We start from the raw sequence: 24,631 nt of genomic DNA, 5'->3' as shown, positions 1-24,631 counted from the left end.
CTCAGGATCTTGGACCACGTCCGGGCCATCGAAGGGCCGATCGCCCACGTACCAGTGTCGCCCGCGCCCGCCCCGGCGAACAGCAGCGAATCGGGCTCCTGCCCGCCGGATCGCGCCACCTCGACACGGGCCGCAACCCACCCGCCGTGACTCCGACGAGCGAGCCGGGGTCCGGCCGGCCACGGAGTCGCGACCGCCGGTCGACAACAACAGGACTCCCCCACTCCGCCGGGCACCGCCGTGGCGCTTGCGGCGCCACCGCGCGATACCCCGACGGCCCGCAACCGGACCCGCCGGACCGTCTGGGCAACGAGGCGGGCGTACGCGGGACGGGAAGAGCCCGGTGTCGCGCGCAGCAGACCGAGAGGGTGTGCCGTGGTGTGCTCTTGATCGTTCTTCTGGGGCGGCCCGGAGCTGCGCAGGCGCTCGGGCGCGCAGCGTGCGAGGGCGCGAGAACCGTCAGGACACCTCCGGAAGCACGCCCGTGCCACCGGGCGGTTCTCGGCTGCGACCCGCCTGTCCGGCAGGTGCGGACCCCGGCCCCGCGGTCGCTGTCGGGGCTGTCGGGGCGGCGTACGGGACAGCAGGAAGCGTCGGGCCCGGGCGGCGCCCGTGGATCCTGTCGCCCAGCCGTGCGGGTGACGCGCGGCCGAAGTGTTCCAGCCGCGCGTCACCCGGGGCGAGGGTCTAGAAAGGCAATCCCCCGTGCCCGATGAGGGACTTCAGAACGCCCGGGGATCCCACTCCGTAGGCGCCGACGAGCACGTATCCGAGTGCGGCCTCGTCGAGGGTGCAGGCAGCGTCCGGCGACCAGGAGGCCCCGATCCCGCACGTGGCGGTCCGCTCGAAGACGGCCAGCTCGACCCCGTTCCGGGTGAAGCGGGTGAGATGTTTCGCGACGGGGTCGAACCCGTAGGAGACACCGCGGATTTCAACACCTACCCGGTAGGACCGGCGGGTGGCGAACCCCGTCCCCGGAGACACCCGCCCCGATTCGCCGCCCACTGTCAGAACTGTCCGGCTGCCGTCACGGGTCCCGATCGGCGAAACATCGCCGGCCACGGATCCTTCCCGACGCGTTACGGTCGCGTGCGGCAGAGAGGGCGACCTGACCTCGACCACTCCGCGCTCGCGGTCGGCGGAGATCTCCACCTGCCCATGGTGCGGGTCAGCGACCACCAGGTTCATCACCCGGCTCCTTTCCTTGCGCCCGTTTCCCCGCGTTCGCGCACCGCACGAGCGGACCCGTCGTTGTCCGGCCGGAGAGCGCATTGTTCCGTCAACGCACGATTGGCTGCGCGTTCTTCTGTTCCCACCCGAAATCACGGACGAAGCGGTTCGGTTTCCGCTCCCCGGAGGCGACGACCGAATGTTCCGCACAATGTAGGAGACCGCGGCCCGCCGGGGCAAAAACGGGAGACACTCCGAAGGCGCCGATCATTTCCTTGACAAATCGGGTTTCGATCGGACCCGGGAGCGACTCGCGGATTCGGGCGTCCCGCGCTCCTGTTCCGGCCCTGCGGCGCCTGAACATCCACCAGCGTGTCGGCCTGTGTCTCCGTCGGCTGGTCCACGACCGCCGCACACCCGGTGCGCCCCGGTGTACCGGCCGGGCCGGCCGGAGCCGCGGCCCCGGCCGTGCGGGGACGGCCAGGGCTGCGGACGGGCTCAGTCCCAGATGCCTGCTGCCGCCGCCGCGGCAGCGAAGGACTCGAAGGAGCGGGCCGGGCGGCCGAGGGCCTGTTCGACACCGTCGGAGACGTCGGCGGCGTGGCCGTCGCGGATGTTGACCAGCAGGCCGGTGAGCACGCCGGCGACGACCTCGGGCGTGCCGTGGGCGACCAGCTGGGCGATGAAGTCCTCGGGGGCGATGTCGAGGTGGCGGACCTCGCGTCCGGTGGCGGCGGTGATCACGTCGGCCGCCTCGCCGAGGCTGAGCGAGCGGGGACCGGTCAGCCGGTAGGTCCGGCCGCTGTGGCCGTCCTCGGTGAGGGCGGCCACAGCGACGTCGGCGATGTCCTCGGCATCGACGAAGGGGACCCGGCCGTCCCCGGTGGGCAGGGCGAGGGTGCCGGAGCGCACGCCCTCCCGCCAGAAGGACTCACTGAAGTTCTGGGCGAACCACTCGGGCTGCAGGACGGTCCAGTCGACGCCGCTCCCGCGCACCGCCGCTTCGGCGGCCCTGAGCGGATGGCTGTCGTCGGCGTGGTCGACGCCGTGGGCGGAGAGCAGTACCAGGCGCTTCACGCCCGCGGCGACCGCTGCTTCGACCAGACGCGGGGTGCGGGACTGCCCGGCGGGCTCCAGGAGATACACGGCGGTGACGCCGTCGAGCGCGGGCGCCCAGGTCGTGGGGTCGTCCAGGTCGAGGCGGACGTCGGCGCCGGTACGGGCGGCGGTCCGCACCGCCAGGCCCTGGGAGCCGAGGCGGCGGGCGATGCGGCGGCCGGTGGTGCCGGTGCCGCCGAGAATCAGGATGTTCTTCGTCATGCCCTCCAGACAACCGTGCCGGATCCGGATGATCCATGGGTGATCGTCGACGATCCCTTTGTCGTCGTCCAGCTCCGGCATCGTCTAGCCTGGGGCGCATGGACGTCCTGAGCGATCTGCTGCACCGGGCCCGCGCGAGCAGCGCACTGGTGCGGCAGATGATCCAGCGCCCGCCCTGGGCGATGACCTTCGCCGACGCCCCCACCCTCACCGTCCTCGCCGCACTCGACGGTGCGGCCTGGGTGCGCCTCGACGACGACCCCCGGGCCGCCCCGGTGCGGCTGGCCGCTGGCGACATCGCGCTGATCAGCGGCACCCCCCGCTGCACCGTCGCCGACGCCCCGGACACCCCGCCCCAGGTGATCATCCGCAGCGGCACCACACCCGCCTTCGAACCCCTCGGACCGTGCCGGCGCAGCCTGGCCCCCCGCACCTACGGCGACGGACTGCCCGGCGCCACCGTCCTGCTCCGCGGCGCCTACGACCTGCGCGGCGACGTCGGCGAGCGCCTGCTCGCCGCGCTCCCGCCCCTGGCCGTCGTCCCGGCCGGCCCCCGTACCAGAGGCGCCCTGGACCTGCTCGCCACCGAGACCGCACAGGAGGAACCCGGCCAGGACGCCGTCCTCAGCCGCCTCCTCGACCTCGTCCTGGTGCTCGCCCTGCGCGCCTGGTGCGCCCGACCCAACGCCACCGAACTCCCCTCCTGGCACGCGGCGTTGACGACGCCGGCGGTCGGCGACGCACTGCGCCTGCTGCACGAGGACCCGGCCCGCCGCTGGACCGTCGCCGAACTCGCCGGCCAGGTCGGCCAGTCCCGGGCCACCTTCGCCGCCCACTTCACCACCGCCGTCGGCGAACCCCCGCTCACCTACCTCACCACCTGGCGGATGACCCTGGCCGCCGACCTGCTGCGCGACACCGACGACACCGTCGCCGCCGTCGCCCGCGCGGTCGGCTACGCGGACGCCTTCGCGTTCAGCGTCGCCTTCAAACGCGCCCGCGGACACACCCCCTCCGACTGGCGGCGACAGGCCGCCTGAACCCGGGAGCGTACTCGCTGACCTGACGGCCCGTGACGCCGCGCGCCCGCCGGCGGGCCGCGATCAAGATCTACAGGTGGCACTGGGTTCACCATGAAATCGGGTACAGGATTCATGGCACCTTCCTCCTGCGGTGCCCTAGCGTCGTGCCATGACGATTCCAGCTGGACTGAGACGCACGGTGCTCCGGGCGCGGCGGGACACCGGCTTTCTTGCCGCTGGTGTGCTGCCGCACCTGGCGCTGGTGCCTGTGTGGGCGTGGGCGGCGGCGACCACCGCCAGGACCGGGAACTGGCTCTTCACGGTTCCCGTGTCGGCCGCCCTGGTCCTGCTCGGCAGCCCGGTGCTGACGGCTGTTCAGCGGGCCCGCTACCGGCTGCTCGTCGGCGTGGACGTCCCCCGGCTCACCTCCACCGTGCCGGAACGATGGACGTGGGCCTCCGCCGCCCGGTGGCTCGCGGCGGCGCGGCCTTGGCGCAGGATCGGCTACCACCTCGTGCTGGGCCCGCTGCTCGCGCTGCTGGAGTTTCTAGTGCTCGCGGTGGCGGTGGCGGCTCTGGCCGGTGTCGCCGCCTTCGCCTGGTCGTGGGCGCTGTCGGCCGGGATCCGTCAGGGCTGGTTGGGCTACCTGGCCGTGCTGCTGGCCGCCACGGCAAGCGGACTCCTCCTCCTGTTCGCCCTGCCCCGGGCCGCGCGGGTTGTGGCCCGGGCGGAGGCGCGGCTGGTGTCGGGCCTGCTCGGGCCCAGCCGGGCGCAGCGGCTCCAGGAGCGGGTCGACCAGCTGGCCGTGAGCCGGTCCGACCTGATCGAGGCCGTCGATGCGGAGCGCCGCCGGATCGAGCGTGATCTGCACGACGGCACCCAGCAGCGGTTGGTGTCGCTCGCGGTCAACCTGGGTCTCGCCATGGCCACCCGCCCGGACCTGCCGGGCGATGCCCGCGAGGTGATCGCGAAAGCGCACCTGGAGGCGAAGGAGGCGATCGCCGAACTCGACGACCTGGTGCGGGGGCTGCACCCGGCCGTGCTCGAGGACCGGGGTCTGGACGCGGCGTTGTCCGGGCTGGCCGCCCGCACTCCCCTGCCGGTGCGGCTGCGGGTCGATCTGGAGGGGCGGGTGGCGCCCGGCGTGGAGTCGGTCGCGTACTTCGTGATTTCGGAGGCGCTGACCAATGCGACCAAGCACGCCGACGCGGTGCGTGCGGAGGTCGTGGTCCGCAGGGTCGGCGAGGTGCTGCGCGTGCGCGTCACCGACGACGGTCTGGGTGGCGCCGACGCCGCCGCCGGCACGGGGCTGACCGGGCTGGCCAAGCGGGTCGGCTCCCTGGACGGGACCTTCCGGGTCAGCAGCCCCGTCGGGGGGCCGACCACCGTCACCGCGGAGCTGCCGTGCGCGCGGTGATCGCCGAGGACTCGGTGCTGTTGCGGGTCGGCCTGATCAAGGTGATGGAGATGGGCGGGTTCCAGGTCGTGGCCGAAGTGGGCGACGCGGAGGGGCTGTTGGCGGCGGTGGCGGAGCACCGGCCCGAACTCGCCCTGATCGACGTCCGGATGCCTCCCGGCTTCACCGACGAGGGGGTGCGGGCGGCGCTGGAGATCCGTCGGCGATGGCCGGGGACGGCGGTGGTGCTGCTGTCGCAGTACGTGGAGGAGCGGTACGCGGCCGACCTGCTGTCCGCGAACACCAGCGGTGTGGGCTACCTGCTCAAGCAGCGGGTCGCCGATGTCACCGACTTCGTGGCGGCGGTCCGGCGAGTGGCGGACGGGGGCACGGCCCTGGACCCGCAGGTCGTCGCCCAGTTGCTGCTGCGGCGCGACAGCGATCCGCTCGCCCGGCTGACCCCCCGCGAACGGGAGGTGCTCGGCCTGATGGCCGAGGGGCGCTCCAATGCCGGTATCGCGCAGGCGCTGGTGATCGGTGAGAGCGCGGTGGCGAAGCACATCAACAACATCCTGGCCAAGCTGGACCTGCCCGTGGTCGAGGTGGACCACCGCCGTGTCCTGGCCGTGCTGCGGTTCCTCGCGGCGTCCCCGGCCTGACCGTCCGGTCCGTGACCACGATCCGCGGCCGGGCAGCCGGTGCTCCGGTGGGAGTCGTCCGCCGGGCCCGGACAGCGGCCCGGGGCGGGAGGCGGTCAGGAGTGGGCGGCCCGGTGACGTTCTCGGCCGCCAGCTTCCACCGGGAGGTGAGCGCACCTTCTTCACGTGCCCCTCTACCGGTCGGGTCCGGCCGCGGGACCGGCGCCCGCGGTCGGCGGCCGGCCGTCAGCGGCGGGTCTCGATCCGCAGGCCGCCCGTGGTCACCCGGCGGATGGGCTCGCTCGCCAGCAGGTCGTGCGGCTGGCCGAGGGTGACCGCGCCCGCCGCGTCGAGCCGGGCCAGCTGGGCATCCGTCAGCTCGACTGCCAAGGCGCCCAGGTTGTCCTCCAACTGGGCGAGGGTGCGGGCGCCGAGCAGCGTGCTCGTCACGCCCGGCTTCCGCAGCGTCCAGGCCAGCGCCACCTGGGCCGCGGTGTGCCCTAGCTCGCCGGCCAGCTCCCGGACCGCCCCGGCCACGCCGAGGCTGCGTTCGGTGAGGGTGCCCAGCGCGAGGTTGTGGCTCCGACGGGTGCTCCCGTCGGGGCCGGCGCCCGTCGCGCCCACGTCCTGAAGGCCGTACTTGCCGCTGAGCACCCCGCCGCCGAGCGGCGAGTACGGGACCACGCCCAGACCCAGCTCCCGGGCCATCGGGATCAGGTCGCGCTCCGCGGTGCGTTCGATCAGGCTGTACTCGAGCTGCAGCGCGACCAGCGGCGACCAGCCGCGCAGGTCGGCGATCGCCTGCATCCGGGACACCTGCCAGGCCGGGGTGTTGGAGATCGCCACGTACAGCACCTTGCCCTGCCGCACCAGGTCGTCCAGGCCGCGCAGCACCTCCTCCACCGGCGTGCGGAAGTCCCAGACGTGCAGGTACAGCAGGTCGAGGTAGTCGGTGTCCAGCCGCCGCAGGCTGCCCTCCACCGAGCCGAACAGCGCCTTGCGGTGCCCGCCCCCGGAGTTGGGGTCGCCGGGACGGCGCAGGGTCGAGTACTTGGTCGCCAGCACCAGGCGCTCGCGCTCCTCGTGGGCGAACTCGCCGAGCAGACGCTCGGAGCTGCCGTCGGTGTAGGTGTCGGCGGTGTCGAGGAGGTTGCCGCCGAGCCCGACGTAGCGGTCGAACAGCTTGCGGGCCTCGGCCCGTTCGGCGCCCCACCCCCATTCGGTGCCGAAGGTCGCGGTGCCCAGGGCCAGCGGTGAGACCCGCAGTCCCGAGCGTCCCAGCAGCCGGTAGTCGTCCAGGGCCAGTGCCATCGGTTTCTCCTGTGTGCTCGTGTTCGCGTGTGCTCATGCGCTCGTGTTCCGTTGCCGGGACCGAGTCTGCGGCGGCGGCCGGCCCCGGATAAGGGAGGGACTTTCCTGGGAAGAGCGGTCCCACCCTGACGGTTGGACCGGTCATGACGACACCGACCGTGGACACCACCGAGGAGCTGGCCGCCTTCCTGCGCAGCAGGCGCGAGAGGCTGGACCCGGTCCGGCTGGGCCTGCCCGCGCACCGGCGGGCCCGGCGCACACCCGGACTGCGCCGCGAAGAGGTCGCCGAGCTGGCCGGGGTCAGCACCGACTACGTGGTCCGGCTGGAGCAGGGCCGCGGGCTGCGGCCCTCCGCGGAGGTGCTGGCGGCGCTGGCCGGGGCACTGCGGCTGGACGCGAGCGAACGAGACTACCTGTTCGACCTGGCCGGCCGCCGCCGCCCCGGCACCACCGGTGGGCCGTCCGCCGCCGGCCCGGCACCGTCGCTGGCCCGCCTGGTCGAGGACCTCTCCCCGCTGCCGGCCATGCTGATGGACCACCGCTACGACCTGCTGGCCTGGAACCCCGAAATGGCCCGGCTGCTACCGGACTTCGACGCCGTGCCGCCGACCCGGCGCAACGCCATGTGGCTCTGCCTGCTGCACCCGCCGATGCGCGGCTTCTACGCCGACCGCGAGTCCGTGCTGCGGGACGGTGTCGCCCACCTGCGCGCGGCCTGGGCCGCCCACCCGCAGGACCGGGCACTGGCCGGCCTGATCGCCGAATTCACCGCGCAGGACGCGGACTTCGCGCGCCTGTGGGCCGAGCGGGAGGTCAGTGCGAACGGCCGCGGCCGCAAGCTGCTGCGGCACCCGGCGCTCGGGGTGATCGCCGTCGACTTCGAGGTCCTGCTCCCGCTGGAGGACCCGGGGCTGCGGCTGCTGGTCTACCGCGCCGCGGACCAGGAGAGCCGTGCGGCCCTGAACCGGCTGTGCGCGCGATGACCGGCCCTCGGCCCACGGCCCACGGCCCACGGCCCCGGTCGTCGGTGGCAGGAAGCGTGACCCGTCGGTGCCGACAGGCGTGTCCCCGGGCCAGGAATCGCAGCTCACCGACGACCACTGGTTCCGACCGGCATGTCCGGGCTCACCGGCCGAGCCGCTGCGCAACCTGGGCCGCTGCGGGCCGTCGTAGTCGGGTGACACCCTCGAGCACCACCGAGGAGGCGCGACCGGCCGGGGCTCAGGTCCGCTCCGGGAGAGACCCGAGCGGAAAGGCGTCCCGGATCAGGTCGCGCAGTTGTCGGCGTGCACCGCGCAAGGCGTCGAGGGTCTGCTCCAGCTCGACGGCCAGCTCTTCCACGGTCTCGGTCGGCGTGTCCGGATCGGACAGGATCAGGGGCAGACTCTCCCGGTGCTCCCGGATCCATGCGGATCGCCCGGCGACAGCCGCCTCGAAGGATTCCAGAACCTCGGGGCAGTAGAGCTTCATCATGTTGCGCAGGCTGCGCCGGGCGGCGAGCCGACGCTGCGGAGCGAGCCACCGCTTCGACCAGTGAGCCCTGCCTTCGAGCAGGAGCAGGATCTCCGCCTGCCTTCGCTCCACGAATCGAGGCCCCGTGTTGTCGCCACCACCCGCGCCGCTCCCCGGGTCCGCCTCGAACCCCGCGCGCGCGAACGGATTGGACCAACTGCGGCGGGTCACCGCGGGTCGGTCGCCTTCGAGGGTCTCCCAGGCATAGCGGCCGGTCGCCTCCGCGGCCTCGCACCACTCGTCCAGGACGACGTGCAGTTCCATGAGGGCTTCCTGCGCGTTCGGCCAGGCTGCAGCAGGTCCGGACAGGCCGCGGAGCGCGGAGACGACTCCAGCGCTCGCCTTCACCACAGCACCGACCTCGACGCCTGAGACCATAACCCCACCCTCATCGCTGGTCCGGACGCGTCAAGAGTGCCGCACCGCCGCGCTTCCCACCGGACGTTTCCGTAATCCGGCACATCCGAACAGTCCCTGGCGCTCCTCGCACAGGGGACCCGGCGACAGGCCCACGAGCCGATCACTGCGGTGGTCCGGCTGATGCGGAGTCGATGCGCCTACCGCTGCTCGGCCCGGGGTCATCGCAGGGCTGTCAGCACAGACGAGGACGGTGCGGGCGAGGACGGTGCCGACGAGGACGGTGCGGGCGGCGTGCTCCGGGGTGTCGTGCGGCGGATCACCGGTTCGGTCCGGGCGAGCTCGGTCCGGGCCCACGGCCTGATCCGGGGAGGCCGGTGCGCGGTCGCAGGCGCTCCCCCTGCGGGCCGAACATGATCAGGTATTCGACCGGTCCGCCGGGTCCGGCGTTCGCGACTCCATGGGCGGTACGGGTGTCGAACTCGGCCACCTCCCCGGCGCCCAGGACGAGGTCCTGGGCGCCGAGCGCCAGCCACAGCCGCCCGTACAGGACGCACAGCCATTCGTACCCGTCGTGGGAGACCTGCCGCGGCCGCGTCGGGGGCGCGTCGACGGCGGGCAGGACGTGCTTGTGGGCGTGCAGGCCCCCCACGTACCGGGTCAACGGCAGCACGGCCTTGTCGTCACCGGGGCGCAGCACCGTCCGGTTGCGCGGTCCGGGCGTGGTGCCGGCCAACTCGTCCAGGGAGACGTCGTACACCTTCGCGAGCTGCAGCAGCACCTCCAGGGTCGGCTTGCGCCGACCGGTCTCGATCCGCGACAGCGTGCTCACCGAGATGCCGGTCGTACGACCGATGCCGGTGAGGGTAGCGCCGCGCCGCTCGCGCGCGGCCCGCAGCCGAGGACCGATGGCCACCAGCCGGTCGGCCGTGCCGTCGTCCGTCACCGTCGCCCCGCTCTCTCCGGCCATGCCCGCCTCCACCGCCCTGTCCTGCCAGTTTGCCAGAATGGCAACGATGCTCGCGCCGGGTGGCCGCCCCGCCGCAGGATCAGTGCGTAACCGCAGCCGCCCGTGATCCGAGGAGTTGCCCATGCACCCGCCCGTACCGTCCGCAGACCTGCGCCACCGCACCGTCGAGGCACCCGCCGGGCGCCTGCACCTGGTCGAGCAGGGCACCGGGCCGCTGGTCCTGCTCGTGCACGGCTTCCCCGAGTCCTGGTACTCCTGGCGTCACCAGCTCCCGGCCCTCGCGGCGGCGGGCTACCGGGCCGTGGCGCTCGACGTGCGCGGCTACGGCCGCTCCTCGAAGCCGGCCGCGACGGACGCCTACCGGATGCTCGACCTCGTGGAGGACAACGTCGCCCTCGTGCGCGCCCTGGGCGAGGAGTCGGCGGTGATCGTCGGACACGACTGGGGTTCCGGCATCGCCGCGGCCTCCGCCCTCCTCCGTCCGGAGGTGTTCCGCGCCGTCGCGCTGCTGAGCGTCCCCTACGCGCCGCCCGGCGGCCCCCGCCCCAGCGACGTCTTCGCGCAGATGGGCGGCGACCAGGAGTTCTACGTCTCGTACTTCCAGGAGCCCGGCCGGGCCGAAGCGGAGATGGAACCCGACCTGCGCGGCTGGCTCGCCGGCTTCTACGCCGCCATGTCCGGCGACACCATGCCCACGCGGGGCGAGCCCGACCCCCACTTCGTGGCCCGCTCCGGCGGCCGGCTGCGCGACCGCTTCCCCGGCGGCACGCTGCCCGCCTGGCTGACCGAGGACGACCTCGACGTCTACGCGGCGGAGTTCGAGCGCACCGGCATGACCGGGGCCCTCAACCGCTACCGCAACATGGACCGCGACTGGGAGGACCTCGCCCCGTACGACGGCGCCCCGATCAAACAGCCGTCCCTGTTCATCGGCGGCGCCCTGGACGCGTCCACCACCTGGATGGCCGACGCGATCGACGCCTACCCGGTCACCCTCCCCGGGCTGGACGCCGCTCACATCCTGGACGGCTGCGGGCACTGGACCCAGCAGGAGCGTCCCGAGGAGGTGAACCGCCTCCTGACCTCCTGGCTCGCCTCCCTCCAGGGCTGACCTCCCGGACGTGCGTTCCTCCTCCCGGAGGGGCGGAACCCGTCCGGGGAGCAGTACGCCGAGCGCGCGTCCAGGGCCGGTCCGCCGTGCCCGCCGTGCCCGCCGGCGGATCGCGGCCTCCGGCGAAGCGGGCCTATGATGAAGGAACAGGGCGGCGCACAGCGCGTCTTGAGAACATCCGACGCTCTCTCGCGCGGCCGGGCCCAGCAGCCGGCGATCGGAGTCCGCGATGGCGCCACACCTGGACCTCAACGTCATCGTCGTCGGCCGGGACGGCTTCACACCCGACAAGCTGCAACAGGTCGAGGACTCGCTGGCGATCATGAAAGGGATCTTCGCGACCCACGGGCCCGAGATCGGGACGGTGCTGCGGTTCCACATCGACGTCAGGGACGCCGGCCACCTGGTCGTGATCCGGAGCCGGTCCGACGTGACAGAACTGACCAACAGGTGGGCGGTGCCCAACGCCGCGCTCGACCTGTTCGTCGTCGACCAGATCACGGCGGAGTTCTCGGGGACCTCGCCGATCCCGGGCAGGTGCCCGAAGCGGGCGACAAAGGGGAAGCGGGCGCCGGTCGTCTCGCTGCGCGGCGACAAGGCCTTCAGTGGCAACACCTTCGCCCACGAGGTCGCCCACTGCCTGGGCCTGAACCACTGCGAGCTCATTCCGTCGATCTGCGGCCCGGCCAACTTCATGGCGACCGATCCCGGGGCCAACACCGGTGTGACGGAGGCACAGGCCACCAGGATGAAGACCCACTGCTTCGTCAGCCCCTGACCGGGGAGAGTGCGACACCACCATGACCGTGAACCTCGATCGGCTGCTGGCCGCCAAGGAAGGCGGCCTGGACTCCGAGCTCCTGGTCGTCCTCGACGACGCCGACCGCGCCGGCCTGCTCGACCGGGCACTCACCGCGGGCGGCCCCGACCGTGTCCGGGCGATGACCCTCCTCGCCCGGCTCGACCCGGGCCCGGACGGTCCGCTGGCCCGGGCCGTCGGCCTGGCGCTGGAGGAGGGCGACCCCGATCCCTTCGTGGTCGCGGCGGCGGTCTCGCTGGCCGCCTGCCTCGGCAACGACGCGGTGCCCGTCGTCCAGGCCGTCGCGGCCTCCGGAGATCCCGTGGTCGCGCTCGCCGCCTGGCAGACGCTCCAGCAGATCGCCAAGTCGGAATCCCTGGACGCACTGAGCGCCCTCGCACCGCCGCCCGGGGACGTCGTCGGCGACCAGGCCGCCTTCGCCCTGTCGGTGATCGCCTACCGGGCCGGGAGCACCGGATTCGAACTCGCCCCGCCCGACGAGACGGAACTCCGGGCGATCGAACAGAACGAGCAGGCCGTGACCGTGATCAGCACGACGCCACCGACGGCCGTGGACTTCGAACTCCTCACCCGGCTGACGCACGGCGAGCTCTACCTGATGAGCCCCGAGCCCTCGGCGACGCTGGCGATCGACTGCGGCGGCGACCACATGCTGCTCTGCATCGACCCCGACATCCAGTCCTCGCTGCCGGACACCCTGTTCCAGGGCCCGGCGCTGGCCGGCCTGGTCGCACTGCTCGACGAGGACGGGCCGAGCTACTCGGTGCGCTACCTGGCCCTCACCGCGGCGGACGGGAGCGACGGCGTCCACGTCCTGCTCTGCACACCCGGCGGCGCCCCGGTCTACTACGGGCACCCCGACGGAGGCGAGATCGCCGACGGCACCGTCACGTTCCCGCTCTTCGCGGTCGAGCGCCCGGGCGTCGGCCCGATCGCCCTCTCGGTGGTCTCCACCACGGCCGGCACCAGTCTCGTCGGCGACCTCCTCGCGATGGAGGAGATCGCCACCGACCGACTGGTCCCCGACCCGGATTCCTGACCGGCCTGCACCGGCCTGCACCGGCCTGCTCGGCCGGACCGGCCTGGTGCCCGAGGGCGGCCGGGTGGCGGAGGCCGAGGTGCGTCGCGCGCTCGCCGCGCTGGGCCTGCCCCCGGCGATACGTACCGAGGGGAAGGCGGACGGCGCACGGGTCGGTGTCCTCCGGCGTTGGAGGGCAACGGCTTCGACCCGTGGGACTGCCTCTTCGCCCCGGGTGAGTCCGGGGCGCACCGACGTCTGGACGCCGTCCGGGACACAGCGGACGCCCGGAGAGGGCGGCTGCACCGTGAGCAGCCCGCTCGACCCGAAACCCGCGCCGCACTGCCGTCCGGCCGACCACCTCCCGACGGCCTCCCGACGGCCGACCTTCTCGAACAGGAAATTCTTCGGCGCGCACCGGGCGCTGAGGAGCCATCTTGCGCGTCATTGGCCGCAAGATTTCCTGTCTTCTGGACGGCAACACATCGTCCGCCCCGGAAGCGGCCGGCCATCGCGGCGACCGTCGGCACGGCACCGCCCGCGCACTGCTCGCGGACCGGGAACGTCGACCAGGGTGCGGGCTGGCCGCTCTCTCCGCTGGGGGTGCGGCCCCGCGGAGAGAGCCGCCGTGGTGCATCTCGTCAGTTGATCATCATCGAGGACGCCCGGTTGTTGAAGGCCAGGGGCACGTCGGTAATGAAGGTGGTGCCCTGGCGGGCGAGCTGCGCGTAGAGGGTGATGGAGGTGCCGGTGCGCTTGCAGACGGAGCTGACGACGTTGTCGAGGTTGTAGTCGCTGAGCCAGTCGATGTACTGGTGGGCCAGCAGGGCCCGGCCGCCCAGCAGCTGGACGCCGGCGGCAAGCCCGTCGGCGGCATGAGCCGAACCGCGTATGACCGGACCGCCCCTCGGAGACGCGGGCAGTCGGGCGCTGCTACGGTCGGACGCCATGAGCTGGCTTCCCGACAACTTCGTCCACCCCGTCCTGGTACCGCTGCCCGGCGGTGGCCATCACCTGCGGCCGATCCGGGAGGCGGACACCCCGCTCGACTACCCGGCGGTGATGGGTTCTCGCGAGCGGCTGTGGACCATCTTCGGCCCGGCCTGGGGCTGGCCCGCGGAGACCATGACCTACGAGGCCGACCAGGCCGACCTCCTGCGGCACGAGAAGGAGATCGCCGCCCACCAGTCCTTCAACTACGCGCTGTTCGACGCGGCGGAGACGGTCCTGCTCGGCTGCGTCTACATCGACCCGCCGGAGAAGACCGGCGCGGACGGCGAGATCTCCTGGTGGGTCGTCGACGACCTGGTGGGCAGCACGGTCGAGCAGGCCCTCGACACGCTCGTGCCGCAGTGGATCGCCGCCGACTGGCCGTTCCGGCAGCCGCGGTTCCTCGGCCGCGGGATCTCCTGGTCGGACTGGCTCGCCCTGCCGGAGCACCCCGACGCGTAGGCGGGTGTCCACCCGTACCGGTCTCGAAGGCTGCCGGCCGAACAGGGGTCCCGGTCGGGTGGCCGCGACGCTCTCCGCGCGTGAAAGCACAGCCTCCTGGGACCGGGGGCAGGATCTCCGTTCAGAGCAGTTCCCACAGCCCCGGTCGTCCTTGGTCGTCCGCGCCCGGGCGCGTCGATCTCGAATCGGCCGACCACCGATTTCCGCGACCGGCCGTGCGCGACGGCCCGTCAGCACTATGGCCGCGCAGTCGGCGTCGCGGAGGGGCCGCCGTCGACACGAGGTCGGTGACCGCCGCGGCCCCGGCGGCGCGGCGGTCCCCGTCCGCGTCGCCGGACCCCGCCCGCACGCCCGCACGCCCGCACGCCCGCACGCCCGCACGCCCGCACGCCGTGGAATGTAACGCTTCTGTCACCGCCAGGGATCACGTGCAGCAGCCGCGCCTCACGCACCGTCAGGTAGGGCGGGGGAGCCAGGGGGGCTTCGGGAGGGGACGAAGAGATGCTCAACACACACGAGCCGGGTGACCATGCGGACCGCTGACGTCCCCGCCTTCACGGCCTTCGTCCACGCCCGGTCGGCGTCCCTCTTCAGGACCGCACTGCTCCTCACCGGCGAGCGTCATACCGCCGACGACCTGGTGCAGTCCACGCTGGAACAGGTCTGCCGGAACTGGCGCCGGGTGCGCGCCGCCGACGCGCCGGAGGCCTACGCGCGCCGGATCCTGGTGAACCTCGCCAACGACCGCTGGCGCAGACTGCGCGGGCACGAGGAAGTCCCGCTGGACGACGGCATCGGGGACGGGCACGTCGATCCCTACCGGGGCGTCGTGGTGCGCGACGCGTTGATGCGCGAGCTGCAGTCCCTGCCGATCGGCATGCGCACCGTCCTGGTGCTGCGCTACTTCGAGGACCTCGACGACGCGGAGATCGGCCGGCTGATGAACATCTCGCCCGGCACGGTCCGCTCCCAGGCGGCCCGTGCCCTGTCGAAACTCCGGGCGACCGTCGACACCCAGGCACTGCAGACACGTTCGGGAGGCACGGCGTGAAGGACGACCACCTGGAGCGGGAGCTGGCCGAGGCGATGTTCGAGCGTTCACGGCGGGAGGCGCCGCCCGGCTACGACGTCGAGGGCCTCGTCGGGTCGGTGCGCCGAAGCCGGCGGCGCCTGCAGACGGCCGCGGCGGCGGCCGTGGTGATCGTGGCCGTGGGCGCCGGCCTCGTGTCCCGGGCGGCCGACGACCGCCTCCCGGTGCCCGTGCAGGCCGCGACCGCCACGACCACCGAGGTGCCTGCGCCGCTCCCGAGCGTCGCACCGTCCTCCCCCACGGCAGCGGCAGCCGCACCGGCACCGGGATCGACACCGGTCGTCCAGGCCGACCCGGCCCGCACGACGAACGCCCTGCTCCTGGCCGCCCTGCGCTACCAGAACCCGGCCACCCGGTCCGCGGTGGACACGGCCCAGGTGGAGGCGCTGTTCACCGACGAGTCCGCGTACCGGCGGGTCTGGGGAACCGACTCCACCGGTGTGACCTGCGGCGCCGCGGTCGACGGTGTGCTGGCCGCCGGCGAGATCCTGCTCTACCGGGGCACCGAACGGCTCGACCTGGCCCCGTCGCCCGTCTTCGACGGGGCCACGGGGAAGGTGACCGGCCTGACCTGCCGAACGGTCGTCGCGGACAGCAGGAGCGGCGGCCCCGGCGACCCCACGGTCTCGGGCTTCTACGGCGGGCTGGTGGCGGCCACCAGGGCCGGGGACTCCACCGCACTGGCGAGGCTCGGGAGACAGTTCGTGACCGCGAACCTGCGCTCCGACCAGGGCCCGACCGCCGGGACCTGCTCCTTCACCGCTCCCCCGTTCTGGCTCGCCGACAACCCCTCCTCCGCGACCCTCACCCACGGATGGACCGTGAACCTCGGCGGCCAGCACGACTTCCCGATCGACATCGACGAGAACGCGAAGATCGCCGGCTCCTGCGGCAAGTGAGCCCCGCCGGCCGTAACTGAACCGAACGACACCGCACCGGACCCGCACCGCGGCACGTCCGGCGACCCCGCACACCCCTTCACCCGCCGACAGGCCATGTCGGCATGCCCGGACACCGGAGATCGAGTACCCCGTGAAGCACCGAACCGCCCTCGCCGTACCCCTGCTCGTGGGCGCCGCCATGGCCGCCCACGTCCTGCTCCCGGCCGCCGGACCGGCGAAGTCGGCCGCTTCCGCGCCGTTGCCGGCGTCCACATCGTCGGCACCGTCGGCTCCGTCGGCCCTGTCTGCAGCAGGCACCCCGTCGGCGCCCGGCGCGCCCTCCGGACAGCCGTCCACCAACGCGGCTGCCACAACGCCGCAGCAGGCCGTGAAGCTGGCCCTCGACGGAATCGGGGCGCACCACGGCCGGTTCGCCGTCGCCGTCGAGGACCTCACCTCGGGCCGCTCGGCCGCCTACGGCCCGCCCTCCGAGACGTTCGCCTCCGCGAGCATCGTCAAGGTCGACATCCTGGCCGCCCTGCTGCTGCAGGCACAGGACCGGGGAGAGCAACTCGGCGCCGCCCAACGGCAACTGGCCTCCGACATGATCCGCGTCAGCGACAACGACGCCGCCCAGAAACTCTGGACCGACATCGGCCGACGCCAGGGCCTGGACGCGGCCAACGCCCGCCTCGGACTCACCGCCGCCCACGCCGGCCAGACAGCACCCTGGGGACTGACCCGCACCACCACCGGCGACCAGATCAGCCTTCTCAAGGCCGTGTTCACCCAGGACTCCCCCCTCAACGCCGCCTCCCGCGCCTATGCGCGCACCCTCATGAGCACCGTCACCGACGAACAGAACTGGGGCATCAGCGCGGCGGCAACACCCGGCAACCCGCCCGCGCTCAAGAACGGCTGGCTCCCGACCGGCACAGCCCAGTCGTGGACCGTCAACAGCATCGGCACCGTCGAACACGACGGACACACCCTGCTCGTCGCCGTCCTCACCGACGGCCAACCCACCCAGCGGGCCGGCATCACCCTCGCCGAACAGACCGCCGCGACCGCTGTCGAGGCGCTGCTGCGCATACCCTGAGCAGCCGGGGTTCCGGCCCGGAGCACCCCGCGCCCTGCGGGCGAACGCCGCACGAGGCGCAGCGCGGCCGTTCCGGCGGCGGAGCGAGCGCCGGCGGACGGGAGCGGCGACCGCTTCCGACATCACCGGGGGCTCTCCCGCTCGGCGTGCGGGCGCACAGCTCACAGATCGCGGCTCACGGCTCACGGCTCACGGCTCTCGGCTCACGGGCCTCGCCACTTCGTCGGAAGTGGCGAGGCCCACTGCGTTCCCCAGGTGAGGCGCGGCACCGTGTGCGGAGCGCGGCAGGGAGGCGGGCGGGTCCCGTTGTCAGGCCGTGGTGCGCGGAGTCAGGCCGTCCACGATGAGGGAGAGTCCCGCCTCGAAGGCCGATTCGGGGTCGATGGACGGCACGTCGGCCGGCAGTTCCCCGCCGCCGTCGACGCCGGGGCCGACGCCTAGGCCGGAGTCCGCCTGTTCTTCCAGGACGCTGCCGACGGTGAAGCGGCTCGCCGTCAGCATCGCCGTCCGCGCGTCGTGCTCGGGCACGCCGGAGGCGACGAGGAACGCCATCTTGTGGCGGATCCGGTCGAGGTCCGCGGTGGGCGTGGAGCCGGCGTGCAGGCGTGCGCCGTCGCGGCGCAGCAGCAGGGTGCGCCGGAAGCTGCGGGTGTTCTCCAGGAACCACCCGCGCCAGTCGTCCCCGGGCGTCGGCAGCGGTGCGTTCGCGTGGGGCGCCATCGCGGCCTGGGCCATGGCGGCCAGGAGGTCCTTCTTGGTGCGGAAGTGCCAGTACAGCGACGGCTGCTCGACGCCCAGCCGCTTCGCCAGCTGCCGGGTGCTGACGCCGTCCAGGCCGACCTCGTCGAGCAGGTCGAGCGCCTCGGCGACCACGGTCTCACGGTTCATCTTCGTCACGTTGACAATCTATCGCCGATAGACAAGCCTGGAGAAGAATCATTCACCGATAGATTTTGAGGTGATGGACATGGCACAGACCTCCGGGTCGCGCTCCTTGCACGTCCTCGTCGCCGGCGGCGGAGTCGCCGGGCAGGCCCTGGCCTTCTGGCTGACGCGGGGCGGCCACCGGGTGACCGTCGTCGAACGCTTCCCCGCCCTGCGGGCCACCGGCGCCCAGGTCGACCTCCGCGGCCAGGGCATCGAGGCCGTCCGCCGCATGGGCCTCCTCGACGAGGTTCGGGGCAGGCTCGTCGACGAGAAGGGCGTCGCCTTCGTCGACGCCCGCGGCAGGGCCAGAGCCACGATCATGGCCAACACGTCGGGACAGGGCCGCCAGACCCTGACCTCCGAGTACGAGATCATGCGTGGCGACCTGATCCGCATCCTCAACGACGCGACCGCGCACGACGCCGAGTACGTCTTCGGCAGGAGCGTGGACGGCCTCGACCAGGACGAGCACCGGGTCGTCGCCCACTTCTCCGACGGGTCGTCCGGAGAGTTCGACCTCCTCGTCGGAGCGGACGGCCAGGGATCACGCGTCCGCCGGGCGATCCTCCCGCAGGACTCCGACCCGTACCGGCGTCTCGGCATCCACACGGCCTACTGGTTCGTCCCCCGCGTCGCCTCCGACACCGACGTCCGCGACACCTACATGGTCCCGGGCGGCCGACAGATCATGCGCCGCAGCCACAACCCCACCGAGACCCAGGTCTACTTCGTGCTTCGGGAGGACTCCGCCGAGGCCTCCGCGATCCACCGGGCCCCCGTCGACCGCCAACAGGCCTTCTGGGCGAGCAGGTTCCACGATGCCGGCTGGCAGACCCGACGCTTCGTCGACGGCATGGCGGCCAGCCCCTTCTTCCACTCCCAGGAGACCGTCCAGGTGCGCACCGACACCTGGTCGAAGGGCCGCGTGGTCCTGGCCGGGGACGCCGCGCACTGCGCCTCCCCCTACAGCGGCATGGGAACGTCCGCGGCCCTGGTCGGCGCCCACGTCCTGGCCGACGCGATCGATCGCCACCCGGACGACCTGCCGACCGCGCTGGCGACCTACGACGCCGTCCTGCGACCCTTCGTCGACCGGATCCAGGCCGAGGTCAATCCGCGCCTCCTGCGTCTGGGCCTGCCGAGGACCCGCCGCGGCGTCGAGGCCTTCCAGGCCGCCACCGCGCTCGCCTGCCACCTGCACATCCCCGACCTCCTCGCACGCCGCTCGAGGACGGAGCGCGGCGGCACCTGGCGGCTCCCCCGAGCACGGCACGACGCCTGACTCGATCTTCGATCGGTGCGGCGTGGGCGAGGGGTTCCGGTGTTCCTCGTGGCGGGCGTCGTTGTCCCCGGGCTTCGGACGGCGCGGACGGTACGGACGGCGCGGACAGTACGGACGGTGCGGACGGCGTGGCGCGGGGCCGGCCGGTTCACACCGTGCGACGCCTCCGCAGCTCGGCGAGCCAGAGCCGGACCTGCTCGTCGTCGTGGAGGTGGCCGCCGCCGGGCCCGTCAAGGAGATCTATTCCGTGCAGGAGGCCCAACGCCCACCAGGAGAGGTCGTCCCAGTCCAGCCCGTCCTGCGCAACCCACCCCGCGGCCCAGCGGTCCACCTCGTCACGCGTCAGCCGGCCTTCGGCGAGCGCAACAAAACGATCTTCGATCTCGGCGGGGGTCGGCTGCGAAACGGCACTCATACCCCTGACCGTACCGGCGACCCGCGAAGGCTCGCCGACCGCTCCGGCTCCGCACGACGCCGCCGACCGGGCCGGACGGCGGAGCGCTGCCGGCGCACTGGACGAGTCGTTCCGAATTGATCGTGATCAGCTTGGCGACAAGCCAAGGGGCTGTTCGGGGTGCTGCTGGTCAGTGGACACGCAGGGCACCCGCGTCAAGGCCGGCTTCGCATCCCCTGAGAAGCCACCGAAGCAGTTGAAACTCGCCGCGTGATGGAGGCCGGAGCCGGTGCTACGTGTCCCGGGTCGCTCACGACAGCTGCCGAATCGCTCCGGGTTCAACTCAGCTGGTCGCGCACGAGATCGAGGAACGCCTGTCGGCTCGGACGGATGTGCGCCCAGACCTTCTCGTCCTGCGGATCCTCCGGATCCTCGGGGCCCTTCCTGATCACCTCCTGCACTGCCCACGCGAGGTTGCGGGCCGCTTCGCCGACCTCGGACGCGCACAGTATGTGGATCGTCTTCTGCATCACCCACACCCTGTCAAGGACCTGCCGTGCCCGGGCCTGCCACTGCTCGTCAGCCAGGTTGTGGTGATACCGGTCCACCGCGACTCGTTCAGCTTCCTGCACCGCGGACAGGAATTCGACGAGGTGAGCAAGCCGTTCGCTGCGGCGCGCCTCGGCACGTTCATTAGCACTGCGGCGCGCCTCGCCGCGTTCCGAGGCGCGTCCTGCCGAGCGCTGGGCAAGCATCGACATCAGCCCGCCGAGTATGACGCCGATGAGCGGCGCAAGCGTTGTCCACACAACGTCCGACTATGACATCGATGGCGTGAAAACGGCATGGGGTTCAAGCAAGATCGGGCCGGGGCCGGGACGCGGCCAGGTCGTCGCCGCCTTCGACAACGGCGGGCAGCGGACGGCGGACGATCCGAGATCGTCGCTCTGCCCTGGGCGCTCTTGGCCACAGCGCGGACCGGGGGATCCAGCACGGACGGCCATGGCGCGACGTCCGGTCTCCCGTAGCTTGTCGGCCTGCTCGAGCGTGAAGCCGAGCGATCGGGCAGTCCCCCGCCGGCGGCCGGAGAGACAGCCGGGGCAGCCAAGATCGTTCTGTGACGAATGACCTGGACGCCTTTGCTCACCGCACTGTGTGAGGACTGACGACGAGATGACGGACACGTGGAGTGGGCGCCCTCGGTTCGTTTCCTGGCGTCGTCAGGAGGTGGGACCGGGTACCGGTCGGTGGATCGCCTCAGGACTGCCCACGGTCAGGACCAGGTCCTGACCGTCCCGCCACGCTCTCAGCGAGTCCCCCGCCCTGCCTCCGGATTCGGCCGCGGCGCCCGCACCCTCGATTCTCACCGCCATGGCCCTCTCGGAGCATCCGAGGGCAGCGAACCTGAGCGGCGGCGACTGCGAGGTCGCCCGGGTGGATTCCCCGGCGAGAACGTCCCCGGGGAATCCCTGGTGGCTGTCCGACCGGTCACTGCCGGACGGGCGCTGCGCCCCGAAGGAGCTGAGAACCGCGGGCGTCGCCCCGGCGGATCGGGCCGCCATGAACAGGACCTCACAGATGTCGTTCCTGATCGCGAGGACCACGTCGGCCCCCTCCACTTCCGCAATGCCAAGGATCTTGGCAGCGCCCTCGGCGGGAAGCGCGTCGACGGTGGCCTGGAGCGGCTGGCCCGCCGGAACGGCGGCCAGCCCGCCCAAGGCCCAGGAACCGTCCGCTCCGGGGGACGCCACCCCGTCACCGGTGCATGCCGTCACCAGGACCGCGGCGACCGGAAGAACCGCCGCGCCCGCAAAGCGGAAGGAGCGCCTCATACTGAACTCCTCTGATCCAAAGCCTTGTTGCAGGAGCAGACTACCGAGTCTGGACGTCTTCAACGCTCCCCGGGGCAACACCACCATGGCAAGCAATCCCACGAATTCCCCTCCCCCGGCCCCTCGGGCCCAGCCGACCGGGGGCAGAAGAACAGCCTTCCAGGGGATTGGGTTGCGCCGGGCCCTTTGGTAGTGGAATTCCCGGCCGCTCCAAAACGGCCGGGGCAGTGCGTTTCGGCGAAACGGGTCGTCGTCGGGTGTCGGCGTGTGGCTGTGCGAGGGGCCGCAGAACCCCGATGCAGTGCTCCCACTCTCCGATCTGCACTCGGTCCGCCCGTAGCGCCCGGGCCAGGGTTCCGGTGGTCCGGTCGTGGGTCGGGGCGACTCGCCCTGGAGCGGGCCGGCCGAGGCGGACGTGGGCGGACGACGCAGTGGACGCGCCGGTCCCGGCAGCGCCACGACGGCGAAGTCGTGGTCGTCGGCGGCGCGGCGGGCCACCACCGGGGCCGCCGTCCGTACGGATTTCGCAGCGGACACATCCGCGGACGCGTCCGCGCCGAACAGGAGGACGGCGGCGCGCACACGCGGCGCCCCGCGACCGGAAGGGGAAACCGATGATCGACGTGGAGCGCCGCATCGCGGTGCAGCGGCCCGCCGACGAGGTGCTTCGGTACCTGGCGGACTTCGGGAACACGGTCGAGTGGGACCCGGGCACCGAGGACTGCGTGCGCCTGGACTCCGGGCCCGTGGCGCCGGGAGCGCACTGGCGCAACACCTCGCGCTTCCGGGGGCGGCGCACCGAGCTGGACTACCGGCTGGAGGAGTACCGGCCCGACCGGCTGGTGTTCGTCGGGCACAACCGCACCGTCACCGCCACCGACGACATCACCGTCAGCGCGTCCGCCGACCGCACGCTGCTGGTATACCGCGCCTCGCTGCGCTTCCACGGCCTCGCACGGTTCGCCGCGCCGTTCCTGCGGTCCGAGTTCGAGCGTCTCGCGGACGCGGTGGCCGACCGGCTTCCCCGCGTGCTGGCCCGACGGTGACCGGCACGGCGAGGGCCGGCAAGGCGATGGCCGACAAGGCGACGGCTGGCAGAGCAATGAGCAGCGCTGCGATGACCGGCACCACGGCACACCGGGAGGCGACGGTGGATCTCGACGGATGGCGACTGCTGGTGGCGGGTGCCACCGGGACGATCGGGGCCGAGGTGGCGGCCACCGCGGCGGCGCGAGGGGCCCGGGTGGCGGTGGCCGGACGGGACCCGGCGCGGCTGGAGCGCGTGGCACGACGGGTGGGCGCGGAGCGAGGAGAGGCGTTCGACGCCTACGACCTGGAGGGCTGCCGCGGCCTCGCCGCCCGGGCCGCGCGGCGGACCGGTGGCCTGGACGCGGTCCTGGTCACGTTCGGCGCGGTCGCGTTCGGCCGGGCCGGCGAGGTTCCGCTCGCGGTCCAGGAGCATCTGATGGCGGTGAACGCCTCGGCCCCGATGGCCGTCCTCGAAGGGGCGCTGGAGGTCATCGCGCCGGACGGCGCGGTCGGGGCGCTGACCGGCGTCGTCGTCGACCTCGCCGTACCGGGGACGGCCGCCTACCGGGCGTCCAAGGCCGCGCTGGCGGCCTGGCTCGATTCGCTGCGGGCCGAGCGCCGCCGGGAGGGCCTGACGGTACTCGACGCCCGCCTGCCGCACCTGGAAACCGGCTTCGCCCAGCGTGCCCTCGCCGGGACGCTCCCGCCGCTGCCGGCCGGGGCGGACCTGGACACCTGGGTGTCGGCGGTGCTCGACGGCCTGCGCCACGGGGGCGCCGTCCTGCGGCCCGACGGTGCGGGTCCCCGTCCCTTCAGACCGTGACCGTAGGGGCGGGAGGGGTCCAGCGCCGGTTCGGGGGGACGGTGCCGCCGACGCCGAAGTCCTTCTTCAGCTGCTCGGGAATGGCGTAGTGCATCACCCGGCCCCGGGTGAGGGAGGACAGTTCGAGGACGGTGGTGAGGTGGCCGAGCCGGTCCAGGGCCCAGGCGCCCAGGGGCGAACGGTCCTCGATGCTCTCCAGGACCCCGAGCAGGGCGGGCGCGGCCTTCACCACGGTGTCCCAGCGGGTGCGCGGGACGCGGAGCCAGTCGGCGCAGGTGTCACCGACGAGGTAGCGGATCAGGGCGGAGACGACGGGATCGAAGAACGTGCCGGGGACGACCTCCTCGTAGAGGTCGATCAGCTGCCGGGTCAGGTGCGCACCCTCGTCCGAGGGCCCCATGTGGCGGAGCATGTAGAGGTCCAGGAACTGCCGCGCGTCGTCCAGGGTCACGGGGACCGCGTCCTGGTCCACCCCGAGCATGGCGCCGACGACGCGCCAGGCGTAGTGGTACGCCTCGGCCCCCTCGGTGGACATGTGGATGCCGAGCCGGTGCAGGCTGTCCAGGACGAGCATGGAGAAGAACATCTGCCCGCCGATCATGTCCTCCTGGCAGATCGGCGTCCCCAGCGTCCCGGTGTCCCAGCGGTCCTCGCGCACGAGGTGGTGGCGGATCGAGGCGTGCAGCAGGCGCACCTTCTGCGCGGCGGGGATGAACCTGCTGCCCGCCTCGAAGGCGTCCGGCTGCATCAGGTGGACGGTGAACTGGCCCGTCTCCGCCATCCGCTTGGACGGGTAGTTCAGCCCGTGCGTCGCCGACAGCAGCTTCGCGACGTGCGGCACGAGGTAGCAGGCGGGCATGGACGCGAACGACAGCGCGGTGGAGATGTGCACGCTGTTGTCGATGAAGAAGAGCCGGGCCTTCTCCATCTCGCCCCAGTCGACCCAGGAGGGCGGCGCGGCGGTGACCTGGAGGTACTCGCGGGCGACGTCCGGCAGTCCCTCCGGCAGGGGCGAGCCCGCGGTGGAGACGTAGCGCATCAGGGTGTTGAACTTGCCGACCTCCCCCCGCTCGAACAGGGTGGCCACCACGGCGTCGGCGAGTTCGTCGCCGGACCCGCGCAGGGCGTTCATCGAGGCCTCGGTGTACGGCATGTCGGTGGTCCTTCCCGACGGGCC

The 24,631-nt window shown here is 72.7% G+C and carries 25 protein-coding genes; 14 read left to right on the top strand and 11 right to left on the bottom strand.

The genetic code is table 11. The features are described 5' to 3' along the window. Window positions 1-687 precede the first annotated feature (687 nt). Window positions 688-1,188, bottom strand: coding sequence for a hypothetical protein (locus ACIPYS_RS21210; RefSeq protein WP_400748030.1), 501 nt, complete (start codon window positions 1,186-1,188; stop codon window positions 688-690). Between the two features lie 480 nt (window positions 1,189-1,668). After that, complete coding sequence (locus ACIPYS_RS21205) at window positions 1,669-2,490, bottom strand: SDR family oxidoreductase (protein WP_400748028.1); 822 nt, start codon at window positions 2,488-2,490, stop codon at window positions 1,669-1,671. Window positions 2,491-2,588: 98 nt separating this feature from the next. On the opposite strand from ACIPYS_RS21205, the gene ACIPYS_RS21200 reads away from it, so the two are divergent. From ACIPYS_RS21200 to ACIPYS_RS21190, 3 genes are all read left to right on the top strand, one after another. Next, window positions 2,589-3,530, top strand: coding sequence for an AraC family transcriptional regulator (locus ACIPYS_RS21200; RefSeq protein WP_093864395.1), 942 nt, complete (start codon window positions 2,589-2,591; stop codon window positions 3,528-3,530). Between the two features lie 151 nt (window positions 3,531-3,681). After that, window positions 3,682-4,929: a sensor histidine kinase gene (locus ACIPYS_RS21195; RefSeq protein WP_400748025.1), complete on the top strand. Its 1,248-nt coding sequence runs from the start codon at window positions 3,682-3,684 to the stop codon at window positions 4,927-4,929. Continuing rightward, entirely contained in the window at window positions 4,917-5,567 is a 651-nt protein-coding gene (locus ACIPYS_RS21190) for a response regulator (RefSeq protein WP_400748024.1), read from the top strand. The genes ACIPYS_RS21195 and ACIPYS_RS21190 overlap by 13 nt, the downstream gene beginning before the upstream one ends. A 225-nt stretch (window positions 5,568-5,792) precedes the next feature. On the opposite strand, the gene ACIPYS_RS21185 is transcribed toward ACIPYS_RS21190, so the two are convergent. Further along, window positions 5,793-6,857: an aldo/keto reductase gene (locus ACIPYS_RS21185; protein ID WP_400748022.1), complete on the bottom strand. Its 1,065-nt coding sequence runs from the start codon at window positions 6,855-6,857 to the stop codon at window positions 5,793-5,795. A 143-nt stretch (window positions 6,858-7,000) separates the two neighbouring features. Between ACIPYS_RS21185 and ACIPYS_RS21180 the strand changes: the two genes are divergently transcribed. Continuing rightward, complete coding sequence (locus ACIPYS_RS21180; RefSeq protein ID WP_400748020.1) at window positions 7,001-7,840, top strand: helix-turn-helix domain-containing protein; 840 nt, start codon at window positions 7,001-7,003, stop codon at window positions 7,838-7,840. A 238-nt stretch (window positions 7,841-8,078) separates the two neighbouring features. Here the strand turns inward: ACIPYS_RS21180 and ACIPYS_RS21175 are convergent, their stop codons facing one another. Together ACIPYS_RS21175 and ACIPYS_RS21170 are read right to left on the bottom strand one after the other, a co-directional pair. Beyond that, the gene (locus tag ACIPYS_RS21175; RefSeq protein WP_159425251.1) at window positions 8,079-8,633 is read right to left on the bottom strand and encodes a hypothetical protein; all 555 of its coding nucleotides are present in this window, start codon (window positions 8,631-8,633) and stop codon (window positions 8,079-8,081) included. Window positions 8,634-9,045: 412 nt separating this feature from the next. After that, the gene (locus ACIPYS_RS21170) at window positions 9,046-9,696 is read right to left on the bottom strand and encodes a helix-turn-helix domain-containing protein (protein WP_400748017.1); all 651 of its coding nucleotides are present in this window, start codon (window positions 9,694-9,696) and stop codon (window positions 9,046-9,048) included. A gap of 121 nt (window positions 9,697-9,817) precedes the next feature. On the opposite strand from ACIPYS_RS21170, the gene ACIPYS_RS21165 reads away from it, so the two are divergent. The 3 genes from ACIPYS_RS21165 to ACIPYS_RS21155 all read left to right on the top strand — a co-directional run bounded on the left by ACIPYS_RS21165 (window position 9,818) and on the right by ACIPYS_RS21155 (window position 12,666). Next, window positions 9,818-10,807 (top strand): alpha/beta fold hydrolase, encoded by a 990-nt coding sequence (locus tag ACIPYS_RS21165; protein WP_400748015.1) that lies wholly within the window; start codon window positions 9,818-9,820, stop codon window positions 10,805-10,807. 229 nt (window positions 10,808-11,036) lie between these two features. Continuing rightward, window positions 11,037-11,585, top strand: a complete 549-nt coding sequence (locus tag ACIPYS_RS21160; RefSeq protein ID WP_400748013.1) for a hypothetical protein — start codon at window positions 11,037-11,039, stop codon at window positions 11,583-11,585. Window positions 11,586-11,607: 22 nt separating this feature from the next. After that, the gene (locus tag ACIPYS_RS21155; RefSeq protein WP_400748011.1) at window positions 11,608-12,666 is read left to right on the top strand and encodes a hypothetical protein; all 1,059 of its coding nucleotides are present in this window, start codon (window positions 11,608-11,610) and stop codon (window positions 12,664-12,666) included. 620 nt (window positions 12,667-13,286) lie between these two features. On the opposite strand, the gene ACIPYS_RS21150 is transcribed toward ACIPYS_RS21155, so the two are convergent. After that, on the bottom strand, window positions 13,287-13,595 hold the full coding sequence (locus tag ACIPYS_RS21150; RefSeq protein ID WP_400748009.1) for a hypothetical protein: 309 nt from the start codon (window positions 13,593-13,595) through the stop codon (window positions 13,287-13,289). Between ACIPYS_RS21150 and ACIPYS_RS21145 the strand changes: the two genes are divergently transcribed. The 4 genes from ACIPYS_RS21145 to ACIPYS_RS21130 all read left to right on the top strand — a co-directional run bounded on the left by ACIPYS_RS21145 (window position 13,594) and on the right by ACIPYS_RS21130 (window position 17,167). Then, window positions 13,594-14,097: an N-acetyltransferase gene (locus ACIPYS_RS21145; protein WP_400748007.1), complete on the top strand. Its 504-nt coding sequence runs from the start codon at window positions 13,594-13,596 to the stop codon at window positions 14,095-14,097. The genes ACIPYS_RS21150 and ACIPYS_RS21145 overlap by 2 nt on opposite strands. Window positions 14,098-14,626: 529 nt before the next feature. Next, window positions 14,627-15,148 (top strand): SigE family RNA polymerase sigma factor, encoded by a 522-nt coding sequence (locus ACIPYS_RS21140; RefSeq protein WP_400748005.1) that lies wholly within the window; start codon window positions 14,627-14,629, stop codon window positions 15,146-15,148. Further along, window positions 15,145-16,086 (top strand): hypothetical protein, encoded by a 942-nt coding sequence (locus ACIPYS_RS21135; RefSeq protein ID WP_400748004.1) that lies wholly within the window; start codon window positions 15,145-15,147, stop codon window positions 16,084-16,086. Before ACIPYS_RS21140 ends, ACIPYS_RS21135 begins: the two co-directional genes overlap by 4 nt. 133 nt (window positions 16,087-16,219) lie before the next feature. After that, on the top strand, window positions 16,220-17,167 hold the full coding sequence (locus tag ACIPYS_RS21130) for a serine hydrolase (protein WP_400748002.1): 948 nt from the start codon (window positions 16,220-16,222) through the stop codon (window positions 17,165-17,167). Between the two features lie 309 nt (window positions 17,168-17,476). Here ACIPYS_RS21130 and ACIPYS_RS21125 read toward each other — a convergent pair whose 3' ends face one another. Beyond that, entirely contained in the window at window positions 17,477-18,055 is a 579-nt protein-coding gene (locus ACIPYS_RS21125) for a TetR/AcrR family transcriptional regulator C-terminal domain-containing protein (RefSeq protein ID WP_400748267.1), read from the bottom strand. Between the two features lie 79 nt (window positions 18,056-18,134). On the opposite strand from ACIPYS_RS21125, the gene ACIPYS_RS21120 reads away from it, so the two are divergent. After that, complete coding sequence (locus ACIPYS_RS21120) at window positions 18,135-19,376, top strand: FAD-dependent monooxygenase (RefSeq protein ID WP_400748000.1); 1,242 nt, start codon at window positions 18,135-18,137, stop codon at window positions 19,374-19,376. 148 nt (window positions 19,377-19,524) lie between these two features. Here the strand turns inward: ACIPYS_RS21120 and ACIPYS_RS21115 are convergent, their stop codons facing one another. From ACIPYS_RS21115 to ACIPYS_RS21105, 3 genes are all read right to left on the bottom strand, one after another. Further along, the gene (locus tag ACIPYS_RS21115; protein ID WP_400747998.1) at window positions 19,525-19,791 is read right to left on the bottom strand and encodes a hypothetical protein; all 267 of its coding nucleotides are present in this window, start codon (window positions 19,789-19,791) and stop codon (window positions 19,525-19,527) included. Between the two features lie 317 nt (window positions 19,792-20,108). Next, window positions 20,109-20,531 (bottom strand): hypothetical protein, encoded by a 423-nt coding sequence (locus ACIPYS_RS21110; RefSeq protein WP_159425250.1) that lies wholly within the window; start codon window positions 20,529-20,531, stop codon window positions 20,109-20,111. A gap of 459 nt (window positions 20,532-20,990) precedes the next feature. After that, complete coding sequence (locus ACIPYS_RS21105; RefSeq protein WP_400747995.1) at window positions 20,991-21,602, bottom strand: hypothetical protein; 612 nt, start codon at window positions 21,600-21,602, stop codon at window positions 20,991-20,993. 614 nt (window positions 21,603-22,216) lie between these two features. On the opposite strand from ACIPYS_RS21105, the gene ACIPYS_RS21100 reads away from it, so the two are divergent. After that, window positions 22,217-22,648: an SRPBCC family protein gene (locus ACIPYS_RS21100; protein ID WP_093864378.1), complete on the top strand. Its 432-nt coding sequence runs from the start codon at window positions 22,217-22,219 to the stop codon at window positions 22,646-22,648. Window positions 22,649-22,719: 71 nt separating this feature from the next. Beyond that, window positions 22,720-23,454 (top strand): SDR family NAD(P)-dependent oxidoreductase, encoded by a 735-nt coding sequence (locus tag ACIPYS_RS21095; protein ID WP_400747993.1) that lies wholly within the window; start codon window positions 22,720-22,722, stop codon window positions 23,452-23,454. On the opposite strand, the gene ACIPYS_RS21090 is transcribed toward ACIPYS_RS21095, so the two are convergent. Beyond that, complete coding sequence (locus tag ACIPYS_RS21090; protein WP_400747991.1) at window positions 23,444-24,607, bottom strand: oxygenase MpaB family protein; 1,164 nt, start codon at window positions 24,605-24,607, stop codon at window positions 23,444-23,446. The genes ACIPYS_RS21095 and ACIPYS_RS21090 overlap by 11 nt on opposite strands. Between the last annotated feature and the right edge of the window lie 24 nt (window positions 24,608-24,631).

This window comes from Kitasatospora sp. NPDC089913 (assembly GCF_044748625.1).
Lineage (GTDB): Bacteria > Actinomycetota > Actinomycetes > Streptomycetales > Streptomycetaceae > Kitasatospora.
This window is presented reverse-complemented; position numbering and strand designations above follow the sequence as displayed.